We start from the raw sequence: 12,439 nt of genomic DNA on the forward strand, positions 1-12,439 counted from the left end.
ACCTAGGTCCGTTCGACGCCGACGCATCTCACCGTCGTTCGACCTCAACCATGAAGAAGTCGCTCTTCGCCGCCCCGCAGTCCGGGCAACTCCAGTCTTCGGGAATGTCGTCCCAGCGAGTGCCCGGTTCGATACCGTCCTCCGGCCAGCCGACTGCCTCGTCGTACTCGAAGCCGCATTGCGCGCACTGATACAGCTTGTAGTCGTTCATGATTCACTCCCCGCCGTTGCCGGCATCGGCTCGAAGTCCAGCTTTTCCCTCACGCCGCAGTCCGGACAGCACCAGTCGTCCGGCACGGCATCCCACGGCGTGCCCGCCGGAAACCCTTCTCGTGGTGCACCCTTCGATTCGTCGTAGACGTATTCACACACCGGGCATCGATAGCTGCTCATCACGCTGCTCCGTACCGAGCAAGGAGGCGATCACGCTTGGACGGCTGAACGTTGACGCGGGTGATGTCGCCGCCGTAGTGCGCAAGGACTTTGGGATCCATCACTTTTCGCCACAGCGGTGGAACGTAGGCGAGGATGATCATGCTCGCGTACCCACTGGGCAGGTTGGGCGCACCGTCCATGCTTCGAAGCGTCTGATAACGACGCGTCGGGTTCGCGTGATGATCGCTGTGACGCTGGAGGTGATACAGGAAGATGTTGGTGCAGATGTGATCACTGTTCCAACTGTGCTCCGGTGCTGCACGCTCGTACCGCCCGCTGTCCAGACGACGACGCTTCAGTCCGTAATGTTCGAGGTAGTTGACGGTTTCGAGCAGACAGAATCCGAACACGGCCTGCAGCACCAGGAACGGCAGTACCGAGAGGCCGAAGACGGCGACGAGGACACCGAACAGTACGACGGACATCAACCACGAATGCAGGACGTCGTTGCGAATTGTCCACGGCTTCTTACCCAGTCGATCGAGTCTGGCCTTTTCCAGGGACCACGACGAGCGCAGAGATCCCCACACACTGCGCGGCAGGAAGGTCCAGAAGCTCTCACCGAAGCGAGACGACGCCGGATCCTCGGGCGTGGCGACGCGCACGTGGTGTCCACGATTGTGCTCGATGTAGAAGTGGCCGTAAAACGACTGCGCCAGAGTGATCTTCGACAACCAGCGTTCGAGATCGTCCTTCTTGTGACCGAGCTCGTGTGCGGTGTTGATCCCGATTCCTGCGACACAACCGATACTGATCGCCAGACCGATCTTGGAGATCAGCCCAAGTCCCCCGTCGATTCCGAGCCAGGACAGATCGGTCGCCGACCAGAGGTAGCAGGCCAGGACCAGGCTGACCAACTGGAACGGTATGTAGATGTAGGTGCAATACCGGTAGTACTTGTCGTTCTCGAGGCGCTCCATCACTTCGTCCGGCGGATTCTCGCCGTCCGGGCCGAAGAAGACGTCGAGGATCGGGAGCAGGATGTAGACGAGAAGCGGCCCGATCCACCACCACACCGGCGAGACCGCATTCCATCCGAGACTGTTGAACAACGCGACCAATCCGACGGCGATGAAGACCGCCGTCGGCGGCACGAGGCCGAGCAGCCAGAGGTATCTCTTCTTGTCACGCCACTGCTCGGGCGGGAGCGTCTGGCCGGATTGCGAGTCCACGTGCGTCGACACGGTCTACCTCCTCGATTCGGACCGACCCGAAAACTGTGAGTCAGTTCACTATGAGGTAGACAGTACTACTGATTTTGTACAAGTGATAGACAAATCATAAACTTTGTACATCTACTCGATTTCGCCGCGTTCACGCTTCCCGATCATCGAATGCTGTCTGCTGTAGGCAAAATAGATGACAACGCCGAGGGCCATCCAGACCACGAACCTCATCCAGGTCTCCACCGACAGGTTGAACATCAGCCACAGACACGCGAGGACGGCCAGAATCGGGACCAGCGGGACCAGCGGCACCCTGAATCCGCGAGGTAGGTCGGGACGCGTCCGACGGAGCACGAGAACCCCGATCGAGACGAGAACAAAAGCGAACAGTGTGCCGATGTTGACCATTTCCTCGAGGGTGCCGATCGGAAAAACGCCGGCGAGCACCGCGACCACGACGCCGACCAAGATCGTGATCCGCACAGGGGTTCCGTGCTTGCCGGTCGGTGCCAGGCGTCGTGGCATCAGACCGTCGCGTGCCATCGCGAAGAGCACCCTGGTCTGCCCGAGCATCAGCACCATCACCACTGTCGTGAGACCGGCCAAAGCGCCGAACGAGATGACGTTTTTCGCCCACGTGATGTCGTGGAAAGCGAATGCCGTTGCCAGGTTGGAGGTATCGCCCTCGAGCTCGGTGTATTTCACCATCCCCGTCAGCACCAGTGTCACCGCCACGTACAGAACCGTGACGATCAGGAGAGAACCCAGGATGCCGCGTGGCAGCGCCTTCTGCGGCTCCTTCGCCTCCTCCGCCGTCGTGGCGACGACGTCGAAGCCGATGAACGCGAAGAACACCAGACTGGCTGCCGCGAGCAATCCGTACCACCCGAACGTGCTGCCACCGGCCCCGGTCACGTACGAGAACAACGACTGGTGGATGCCCTCTCCCGTCGAGCCCGGCTCCGACGGCGGAATGTACGGCGAGTAGTTGTCGGTGTCGATGTAGAAGAGGCCGACGACGATCACCAGCAACACCACCGCGACCTTGATCGCCGTGATCACCAGCGACACCCTCGACGAGAGTTTTGTGCCGGTCGCGAGCAGGATCGTGATGACAGCGATCACCAGCACCGCACCCCAGTCGAACGAGATCGGCCCCAACTCGACGATCGGGCTGCGTGAGCCCATCACTTCGCCGAGGTACAGCGACCAGCCTTTGGCGACCACCGAAGACGCCAAGGCGAATTCGAGGATGAGATCCCAGCCGATGATCCAGGCGACGAATTCGCCGAACGTCGCGTACGAGAACGTGTACGCGCTACCGGCAACCGGGACCGTCGACGCGAATTCGGCGTAACACAGCGCTGCCAGTCCGCAGGCGATGGCGGCAATGACGAACGCGAGCGAGACCGACGGCCCGGCGACATTTCCCGCCGTCCGAGCCGTGAGTGTGAAGATGCCCGCACCGATGACGACTGCGACACCGAACACCGTGAGATCCCACGAGTTCAGTTCTTTCCGGAGTTTGGTTTCCGGCTCGTCGGTGTCCTTGATGGACTGCTCGATCGATTTGGTTCGAAACAGCTTCGACCGTCCAGATCCGGCCTGCTCGTCCTTGACAGCCATTGCCGCCTCCTTGCTGGGGACCAACAGGTCCCACCATGGGCAAGTAGAGAGATGGCATCAGCCTAAGCCCGCAGGCGCAGCTTTGTTCAGGGTTTGTCGGGAGCCTGTAGATCTGTTTCAGGGCGATCTCCTGCGCTGAGACGATCCAGGTCCGGCTCGAGGTAGATCACCCGCGCCGCAGGCACTGCAGCGCGCACGCGAGACTCGGCCTCGTCGATCGCCGTCGCCACGTCCGAGATCGTCGATCCGATCGGCACCGCAACCTTGGCAGCAACAAGGATCTCCTCGGGACCGAGGTACTGCGTCCTGCAATGAATCACGCGTTCGATACGAGTTCCGTCGACCAGGGCGTTGAGGATCAGTTCGGTCTCCACCGCCGTTGCGCCCTCACCGATCAGCAGCGACTGCATTTCGATGATCAGAATGATCGCGATGATGCCGAGCAGGACACCGATGCACAGAGTTCCGATGCCGTCGAAGACCGGATTTCCGGTCACCATCGTGAGGCCGACGCCGCCGAGTGCAAGGACGAGACCGATCAATGCGCCGGTGTCCTCGAGCAGCACAACCGGGAGTTCCGGGCTACGAGAGGTTCGGATGAAGTTCCACCACGACGCATTTCCCTTGAGCGGTCGTGATTCCTTCGCTGCGGTCCGGAAGCTGTAGCCCTCCAGACAAATCGCTATGACAAGAATCGCGATTGCCACGAAAGCCGAATTGAGTTCTTCCGGATGCTGAATCTTGTGAATGCCTTCGTAGATCGCGAACAGCGAACCGAGGGTGAAGAGCACCAGTGCAACGACGAACGAATAGAAGTATCGGTTGCGCCCGTAGCCGAACGGGTGCAGTTGATCCGCGTCACGTTCTGCCTTCTTCTGCCCCAGGAGCAGCAAACCCTGATTGGACGTGTCGGCCACCGAGTGCACCGATTCGGCGAGCATCGACGACGATCCGGTGATCAAGAATCCGGCGAACTTGGCTACGGCAATTCCGGCATTGGCTCCGAGGGCCGCCAGAATTGCCTTCTTGCCACCATGAGCCGACACAATGTCTCCTAGTTTCCGACTACGGCACTGAAAACCTGCGCAGTCGGGGTCCGTGTGCTCAGGTGTATCGCGGGCTCGTCGGCAGCGATCCACGCCGCTCGGCCTCGATCGAGGTCGAGAGTGTCGGCGCCGCACGTCGCAGTGACCGCGCCGTCGGTGCAGATCAGAATCCGCGGGCCTGAAGCGTCGACGACGATGTCCGTGGAATTCGCGTCGAACTCCAGACGCGTCAAACGAAATTCGGGCGCCGGCGTGACGTACTCGTATCTACCTGATCCTGACTGACCTGATCCAGATGACGGGGCCGGATCGAGCACTTCGATATCGGCCCCGACGAAGTCCAGAACCCTCAGCAATTCGGGCACGTCGACGTGCTTCGGTGTCAGCCCACCGCGCAGCACGTTGTCGGAGTTGGCCATGATCTCGACCGCGAGTCCATGGAGATACGCGTGGAGATTGCCGGCAGCGAGAAACAGTCCTTGGCCGGGCTCGAGGGTGACGCGGTTGAGCAGCAGTGCCGCCAGAACACCGGCGTCGCCGGGGTACGCCTCGCTCAATTCCAGCGCGGTGCGGATCTCGGTCACGAATTCGGCGTCGTGGTGCGCGACGTAGGTGATGCACCCGGCAAGTACGGCAGGGAGCAAGGTCCCGAGCACCGTGGACGGCAGCGTGATCCACGTCGTGAACAACGCCCGCAGTCCGTCGGAATCGGGTTGGCCTTCGAGCAGACCGATGTACGGCTCCAACTCGTCGACGGCCAGAGCGCGCAGCAGTTTGACAGTCCGCGTCGGCTCGCGGAATCCGGCAAGCGCTTCGAATCTGCTGAGCGCGACAACGAGTTCGGGCTTGTGGCTGCCGTCCTTGTAGTTGCGAATCGGCGATTCCATGGGAACGCCGAGTGCGTTCTCACGACGAAATCCCTCGTCGGCTTGAACGGCGCTGGGGTGCGCTTGAAGCGACAGCGGTTCTTCCGCCGCAAGCAGCTTGAGCAGGAATGGGAGTCGCTCACCGAATGCCTCGAGGTTCTCACGGCCGAGTTCGCGTTCGGGTTCGCGGTGCAGGACTTCGAGCAACGACTCGCTTCCGGATTCGGTGATCACGCGCGCCGGGTCACCCGGGTGCGCGCCCAACCACAATTCCGCTTCGGGATGATTCGACGGAGTCGAAAGACCGCGTAGTTCGGCAATTGCCGTTCGCGAGCCCCACGCGTAAGAACGAAGTGCACCTTCGAGTTCACGCACTTACTTCGCACCGCCCGTCAACTGCACGTACGCCGCGGCCATGTCTACTCGAGACGCCAACACGAATACCTGCTCCATCTCCGATATGACCACGTTGGTCTGGTCTTCGTCTGCCGCAACCACCAGGTCGGCGTCAGCCAGTGCGTCCATCCGGCGCCTCGCCTCCCCGCGCGTGGATTCGGTCGCGAAGACGAACGCGCGCGCCGGCGGGGTCGGCAGCGCGCCGTCGAGTTGCGGATCGTGAAAGAAGGGGTCGTGGAACACCGAATCACGTGAAGCTGCGTCCGGCGCGAACAGTGCTCGCGCCGAACGAATCACCTCGGACATCTCGGCGGCAGCGGCGTTCAGGCCGGAGCTCATCAGCGCAACGCTCGAGAACTCTGCGAGTGCTGTTGTCACGGAACCACTTCCACACAGAACGACTCGCCGGCCGCTCATCCTGGTGGCCAACGACTTGGCCGGGTTGTGGAATACCTCGTTGGCCGGTCCGTCCCGCAGCGCCTCCGCATCAACTGCGTCGGCGATTCGACCGAGCACCGCCGAACGGTCCTCGATCGATCCCTTGCCCTCGATCTCGGCGGCAACCGCGAGGAAGACGGCGAGGAACCGCGTCATCGTGTGCCGGGGCGAAGCGTAGAGCCGCGGCGGCAAGGGCATGGTGCGCCCGGCCGCCACGGCTCGCATGGGCCCCTCGTCGGGAACGGCGACAACAACCTCGGCGCCGCGGCGTACGGCACTGTCAACGGATTCGACGAGGCGTGGATCACCGGCATCGTCACCGGCGACGACGATCACATCCAACGGCCCGGCCCACGACGGCGTCCGGTCGAGAACGAGGAGCGGGCAACCGACCGAATCTCCGACGAGAGCAAGCGCGATCCTGGCTCCATGCCGGGCGCCACCCGCGCCGGCGATCAGTACGACGCTGCGCGGACGCAGACCGGCCAATCGGGAGATCACACCCTCACCGACGGCCGACGCGGTGGCCCGAATCTGTGCGCCGCCCATGGCTACAGACCGCAGTAGCCCTTCCGAATCGGCAGCTGACAAACCCTCGCTGTCGTCGAGGTCGAGAAGCGGCATCGGCGCTGTCATCTCACCGCACCCCCTTCTCCGTTAGCAGTTCCCGCACCATCCAGCATTCCAGCTCCACGCGGTCCGTGGTGGCAAAGCCCTCGTTCCCGAGGCCGTCGTTCCTGAGATAGTCCCCCAACTATCCCAGGGCTTCGGCTCACCGACAAACCGATCAGACTCGGATTCAAGCCCGGACGATCGCCAGAATTTCGTTCACCAATGCGTCGACATCGGCGGACGTGGGTGCTTCGACGTTGAGTCGCAGCAGTGGTTCGGTGTTGGACGCGCGCAAGTTGAACCAGGCATTTCCCTCGAGACTGACCGTGACACCGTCGAGGCGATCCACCGACTCGGTGCGGTCGGCAAATGCCGCCAGTACAGCGGCCGTACGATCTGCCGCGTCAGCCACGGTGGAGTTGATCTCGCCCGAGGCCGCGTAGCGGGTGTACTCCGCCATCAACTCGGAGAGCGGACGATCCTGCTCGCCCAGTGCGGCGAGTACGTGCAGCGCCGCGAGCATGCCGGAGTCGGCGCCCCAGAAGTCGCGGAAGTAGTAGTGAGCGGAGTGCTCGCCGCCGAACACCGCACCGGTCTCGGCCATCTCCTGCTTGATGAACGAGTGGCCGACTCGGGTACGAATAGCGACGCCGCCGAGTTCTTCGACCAGTTCGGGCACTGCCCGTGACGTGATCAGGTTGTGGATGATCGACGCGCCCGGTTCCTTCGCGAGTTCGCGCTTGGCGACAAGTGCCGTCACCGCGGACGGCGAGACCGGGTCGCCCTTCTCGTCTACGACGAAGCAACGGTCCGCGTCACCGTCGAACGCCAAGCCGATGTCCGCTCCGGTTTCGCGCACGTAGGCCTGCAGGTCGACGAGGTTGGCCGGATCGAGCGGATTGGCTTCGTGGTTGGGGAACGTGCCGTCGAGCTCGAAGTACAGCGGCAGGACGTCGAGGGGCATCGGCCCGAATACGGCCGGCGCGGTATGGCCACCCATACCGTTGCCTGCATCGACTGCGACCTTCAGCGGGCGCAACGCAGCCAGGTCGACCAATCCGCGGAGGTAGCTCGCGTATTCCTCGAGGACGTCCTTGGTGCTGGCGGTGCCTGCCGGTCCGTCGTACGCGGGAACACCCGAGACGACCTCGGCGGAGATGACTGCGAGGCCGGTGTCCTGACCGACCGGCTTGGCGCCGGCCCGACACATCTTGATGCCGTTGTACTTGGCGGGATTGTGGCTCGCCGTGAACATCGCGCCCGGGCAGTTCAGCAAACCGGATGCAAAGTAGAGCTCGTCGGTCGACGCCAATCCGATGTAGACGACGTCGAGCCCTTGAGCAAGCACGCCGTCACCGAAAGCCGAAGACAGTGTGGGCGACGATGCGCGCATGTCGTAGCCGATCACAACCGTCGTGGCGGCGCCGGCCTCGTCGCGGACCAGGCGGGCGAACGACGCACCGACGTCGCGGACAAAATCTTCGTCGATCTGCTCACCGACCACACCGCGTACGTCGTACGCCTTGATGATTGCAGCAACCGACTCGGCTGTTCGCCCCACTGAAAACTCTCCTTGTGCATGCACCCTCACAGACGGGAACATCCGGGCGCATGGCGTCCGGAGATTCGCAGTACTCGGGTGTGGAAGTACTCGGTCGAGCCTAGCGTCTACGGCGACGAATCTCGCGTCAGTTGGACGGGTCGGGCAGAACGCGTAGGTGTCCACGACGCCCTGTACGGGCAGTACTCGGAGCTGCGGGACGTATGTCCTCATCTGCATCGACGTTGGACTTGCTGCGATCTCCGAGACCGGCCTCCCGTACAGCTTCGGCCAAAGCGGTCAGATCGTCTTCGTCGGGAGTACTCGACGCGAATCCGCCTTCGTGGCGGACGAGTTCCCACCCCTTGGGGGCGGTGATTCGAGAGCCGTGAGTGTCACACAAATCCCATGAATGGGGCTCGGCGACGGTTGCCAGCGGCCCGACAACCGCAGTGGAGTCCGAGTAGACATACGTAAGCGTCGCGACGGCGGGGTTCTTGCACCCGGGGCGGCAGCAGCGACGCAGAGATCTCACAGGTACGGAGCCTAGCCCTCCCCACGTCCGGAACCTACTCGGACACACCGAGCAGTTTCTCCTGTCGTAATCTGGCGCCATGCCACAAGCCCGCCGCCGACGCTCGGTCACCACTCGTTCCATCGAGCGACACGGCCGTGGCCTGCGCGGACCGCTACTTCCCCCGGAGGTGCCCGCCAGGCGTACCCGCGCGGAGAAGTTCGATCTCCTGGTGCTCGACGCCTTCTCTCCCGTCGACCTCGCATGGCACGACCGGCTGACGAAACTCGACATCGCAGTGGACGAAGTTCCGAAGATTCACGCGCACGATCCGGAGTCCGTCACATGGCCGCCGGAGGTCATCGCAGACGGCCCGGTTCCACTGTCACGACTGATTCCGGCCGGAATCGACCGTCACGGAAATACGACTCGCGCAAGAATTGTGCTGTTTCGCCGCCCATTGGAGCAGCGAGCGAAGGATCCGGAAGAACTCACGGATCTGGTGCACGACGTGTTGGTCCATCAAGTCGGCACGTATCTGGGCGTCGACCCACAGGTCATCGACCCCACGCTGCCCGACGAGGACTGATACTGCCCGACGAGGACTGACGCACTGTCAGACGAAAAAACTGATGTCACACGAAGAAGTAAATCCACACGAAGAACAAAACAGTCGTTGCTTGACCTGCAATTCCCCGTTGCAGGTCAGACTTTCGAAGACCGCCCGTCAGCCCCGACGCTGACAGAACCGATTCAGCAGCAGATCAGATGATCCCCCGCTTGAGTCGCCGACGCTCGCGCTCGGACAACCCTCCCCAGATTCCGAACCGTTCGTCGTTCGCGAGCGCGTACTCGAGGCACTCGTCACGAACTTCACAACCGAGGCAGATCCGTTTTGCTTCCCTCGTCGATCCTCCCTTTTCAGGAAAGAACGCTTCGGGATCGGTCTGCGCGCAGAGAGCACGCTCCTGCCACTGATCCTCGATGGTGTCGAACAATTCTTCGAAGCCGGTGACGAGACTCAGCACTGGCCGAGTACTCATACCGTCGAACTCACTGCTGCAGGCACCTTCTGCTGCGCCTGCTCGGGAATCGGTCTGCGGTTCGTCGCTTACTGTCATTGCGAGAGAACTGATCTCGACATTTTCATTGGGCATCGTTCCGCCTCCTCACCTGTAATAGCGCAGAATTTTCACTCCATCTTCAACCCCACCCCGTCGACCGTTCGAAACTGTGTTCGAAACCGGCCCCGCTGCAAGTGAACTCACAAGTAGCGGTTGGAATGACACATTTGAGATTACACACGTCCAGCGTGTCGCGGTCAAGCTAAACGAGATGAATCCATTAGTATTCCGGCCCTCAATTGACGGGACCTTCTGCCCGCCAGACACGACGACGCGCCGACCGCCTAGGCTCTGTTGTCGTGAACGTGACTGTATTGGTTGGCGGCGTCGGCGGGGCCCGTTTCCTTCAAGGTGTTCAAAACGCGCTCGGAATCGCCGGTGGTGAATCCCTCGAGAAATACGAAGGCCCACATCGCATCACGGCCGTCGTCAACGTCGGGGACGACGTGTGGATGCACGGTCTGCGCATCTGCCCCGATCTGGACACTTGTATGTATACACTCGGCGGCGGCATCGACACCGAACGCGGGTGGGGGCACGCCGGCGAAACCTGGAATGCGAAAGAAGAACTCGCCGCGTACGGCGCGAAGCCGGACTGGTTCGGCCTCGGAGATCGCGATATCGCAACGCATTTGATTCGCAGCCAGATGCTCCGCACGGGATATCCGTTGTCCGCGATCACCGAAGCGTTGTGCAATCGCTGGAATCCCGGTGTCGCACTGCTTCCCGTGAGCGACGACCGCAGCGAAACACACGTCGTGATCACCGATCCGGAAGACGGTGAGCAGAAGGCGATTCATTTCCAGGAGTGGTGGGTACGCCATCGGGCACAGGTGGAAACGCACAGCTTCGCTCACGTCGGCGCCGAGCAGGCCAAGCCTGCGCCAGGGGTAGTCGAGGCGATCGACGGTGCCGACATCGTGCTGATCGCACCGTCCAATCCCGTCGTGAGCGTCGGCGCGATCCTCGCGGTGCCCGGCATTCGCGGTGCCCTGCGAACAACCGCGGCCAAGGTTGTCGGCCTCTCCCCCGTCATCGGCGGAAAACCGTTGCGCGGCATGGCTGACGAGTGCCTCGAGGTGATCGGGGTCGAGACGACTTCGGAGGCGATCGGTCGCCACTACGGAGCTCGTTCGATCAACGGTATTCTCGACGGCTGGCTCGTCGACGAAGGTGACACGGCCGACATCGACGGGGTGGACGTGCGAAGCATCCCACTTTTGATGACGTCCCCCGAAGAGACCGCCAAAATGGTTCGCACGGCTTTCGAGATCGCCGGAGTCGAACTGTGACCGAGCCCGGAACCGAAGCAAGCCGCGACAGAAATCACTCTCCCGGTGATCACTCCCCCGGCGCCGCAATCGAAGTCATTCCCGTGCTCGGGCTTCCCGAGTTCCGGCCCGGAGACGACTTGGCCACAGCTGTCGTCGACGCGACGCCGTGGCTCGAAAGCGGCGACGTCGTTGTCGTCACGAGCAAGGTGTTCTCCAAAGTCGAGGGTCGCGTCGTTTCCTCACCGACCGATCCGGAAGAGCGCGACGCGGCACGACGCCTCCTGGTGGATCAGGAAGCCGTCCGCGTCGTGGCACGCAAGGGCCGCACTCTGATCACCGAGAACAAACTCGGAATCGTGCAGGCCGCATCGGGCATCGACGGCTCCAACGTCGACGGTGCCGAATTGGCGCTACTCCCCGTGGATCCGGATGCGAGCGCTGCGGGTCTGCGCGCCCGAATTCTCGAGAGCACGGGCAAGTCCGTCGCCGTCGTCGTCACCGACACGATGGGTCGTGCGTGGCGCAACGGGCAGACCGACGCCGCAATCGGTTCGTCCGGCATTCCGGTCCTGCACGGCTACCTCGGAGCACAGGACAGTCAGGGCAACGATCTGATCGTCACCGAGATCGCGATCGCGGACGAAATCGCCGCTGCGGGCGACTTGGTCAAGGGCAAGCTGGGCGGCGTTCCCGTCGCCGTCGTTCGTGGGCTTCGGTTCGAGGACGACGGTTCGAGTGGCCAGGATCTGATTCGCCGCGGCCCGGACGATCTGTTCTGGCTGGGCACCGAGGAAGCTACGGCGATGGGCCGTGGCCAGGCGCTGCTGTTGCGTCGATCGGTTCGACAGTTCGCAAGTGATCCCGTCGACGCGGAGATCATTCGCAGCTCGATCGCCGAGGCACTCACCGCTCCCGCACCGCACCACACGAGACCGGTTCGATTCGTGTGGCTACGCACGGAGTCGGTCCGCACGGCTCTTCTCGAGCAGATGCGCGAGAAGTGGGCCGCCGATCTTCGCGCCGACGGTCGCAGTGACGAATCCGTCGAGGCCCGGGTTGCCCGCGGAAACATCCTGTTCGACGCCCCCGAGGTCGTCATTCCCTTCTGCGTGCCCGATGGCGCACACAGTTATCCGGATGCCGGACGAACCGCGGCGGAGTCGACGATGTTCACGGTCGCCGCCGGCGCGGCAGTGCAGGGACTGCTGGTCTCGTTGGCCACCCGCGGCGTGGGAAGCTGCTGGATCGGATCGACGATCTTCGCCGCCGATCTCGTACGCGAACAACTCGATCTCCCGGCGGATTGGCAGCCACTCGGTGCCATCGCAATCGGGCACCCCCTCGAACCACTGACTCCGCGCTCTGTCTCCGCCCCCGGGGACGCGTTGGTGGAGCTGTAGGT

General features: G+C 62.7%; 13 protein-coding genes. 3 read left to right on the forward strand and 10 right to left on the reverse strand.

Annotated elements, in window-relative coordinates:
- Nucleotides 1–28: 28 nt before the first annotated feature.
- From RhoBH5_RS04760 to RhoBH5_RS04800, 9 genes are all read right to left on the reverse strand, one after another.
- Complete coding sequence (locus RhoBH5_RS04760; RefSeq protein ID WP_003940894.1) at nucleotides 29–211, reverse strand: rubredoxin; 183 nt, start codon at nucleotides 209–211, stop codon at nucleotides 29–31.
- Nucleotides 208–393 carry a rubredoxin gene (locus tag RhoBH5_RS04765; protein WP_003940827.1) on the reverse strand — a complete coding sequence of 62 codons (186 nt, stop codon included), beginning with the start codon at nucleotides 391–393 and terminating at the stop codon, nucleotides 208–210. The genes RhoBH5_RS04760 and RhoBH5_RS04765 overlap by 4 nt, the downstream gene beginning before the upstream one ends.
- Nucleotides 393–1,619: an alkane 1-monooxygenase gene (locus tag RhoBH5_RS04770; protein WP_007731187.1), complete on the reverse strand. Its 1,227-nt coding sequence runs from the start codon at nucleotides 1,617–1,619 to the stop codon at nucleotides 393–395. Before RhoBH5_RS04770 ends, RhoBH5_RS04765 begins: the two co-directional genes overlap by 1 nt.
- A gap of 111 nt (nucleotides 1,620–1,730) precedes the next feature.
- A complete protein-coding gene (locus RhoBH5_RS04775; RefSeq protein ID WP_007731185.1) occupies nucleotides 1,731–3,227 on the reverse strand; it encodes an amino acid permease in 1,497 nt (498 codons plus the stop codon).
- An 86-nt stretch (nucleotides 3,228–3,313) separates the two neighbouring features.
- On the reverse strand, nucleotides 3,314–4,273 hold the full coding sequence (locus RhoBH5_RS04780; RefSeq protein WP_270007988.1) for a cation diffusion facilitator family transporter: 960 nt from the start codon (nucleotides 4,271–4,273) through the stop codon (nucleotides 3,314–3,316).
- Nucleotides 4,274–4,281: 8 nt separating this feature from the next.
- Nucleotides 4,282–5,514, reverse strand: a complete 1,233-nt coding sequence (manA, locus tag RhoBH5_RS04785; protein ID WP_063316634.1) for a mannose-6-phosphate isomerase, class I — start codon at nucleotides 5,512–5,514, stop codon at nucleotides 4,282–4,284.
- Entirely contained in the window at nucleotides 5,515–6,609 is a 1,095-nt protein-coding gene (locus tag RhoBH5_RS04790) for a hypothetical protein (RefSeq protein WP_030535017.1), read from the reverse strand.
- A 163-nt stretch (nucleotides 6,610–6,772) separates the two neighbouring features.
- Nucleotides 6,773–8,146, reverse strand: coding sequence for a phosphomannomutase/phosphoglucomutase (locus RhoBH5_RS04795; protein WP_003941022.1), 1,374 nt, complete (start codon nucleotides 8,144–8,146; stop codon nucleotides 6,773–6,775).
- Between the two features lie 127 nt (nucleotides 8,147–8,273).
- The gene (locus tag RhoBH5_RS04800) at nucleotides 8,274–8,660 is read right to left on the reverse strand and encodes a DUF3499 domain-containing protein (RefSeq protein ID WP_007731177.1); all 387 of its coding nucleotides are present in this window, start codon (nucleotides 8,658–8,660) and stop codon (nucleotides 8,274–8,276) included.
- Nucleotides 8,661–8,739: 79 nt separating this feature from the next.
- Here RhoBH5_RS04800 and RhoBH5_RS04805 point away from each other — a divergent pair, with 79 nt between their 5' ends.
- Entirely contained in the window at nucleotides 8,740–9,228 is a 489-nt protein-coding gene (locus RhoBH5_RS04805; protein ID WP_003940797.1) for a metallopeptidase family protein, read from the forward strand.
- 175 nt (nucleotides 9,229–9,403) lie between these two features.
- Here the strand turns inward: RhoBH5_RS04805 and RhoBH5_RS04810 are convergent, their stop codons facing one another.
- Nucleotides 9,404–9,682 carry a WhiB family transcriptional regulator gene (locus tag RhoBH5_RS04810; RefSeq protein WP_020907098.1) on the reverse strand — a complete coding sequence of 93 codons (279 nt, stop codon included), beginning with the start codon at nucleotides 9,680–9,682 and terminating at the stop codon, nucleotides 9,404–9,406.
- A 380-nt stretch (nucleotides 9,683–10,062) separates the two neighbouring features.
- On the opposite strand from RhoBH5_RS04810, the gene cofD reads away from it, so the two are divergent.
- Both cofD and RhoBH5_RS04820 read left to right on the forward strand, forming a co-directional pair.
- Nucleotides 10,063–11,055: a 2-phospho-L-lactate transferase gene (gene cofD / locus RhoBH5_RS04815; protein ID WP_003940958.1), complete on the forward strand. Its 993-nt coding sequence runs from the start codon at nucleotides 10,063–10,065 to the stop codon at nucleotides 11,053–11,055.
- Nucleotides 11,052–12,437: a coenzyme F420-0:L-glutamate ligase gene (locus RhoBH5_RS04820; protein WP_042450117.1), complete on the forward strand. Its 1,386-nt coding sequence runs from the start codon at nucleotides 11,052–11,054 to the stop codon at nucleotides 12,435–12,437. The genes cofD and RhoBH5_RS04820 overlap by 4 nt, the downstream gene beginning before the upstream one ends.
- Nucleotides 12,438–12,439 lie beyond the last annotated feature (2 nt).

Source organism: Rhodococcus sp. BH5 (genome assembly GCF_027583855.1).
GTDB lineage: Bacteria > Actinomycetota > Actinomycetes > Mycobacteriales > Mycobacteriaceae > Rhodococcus_F > Rhodococcus_F qingshengii.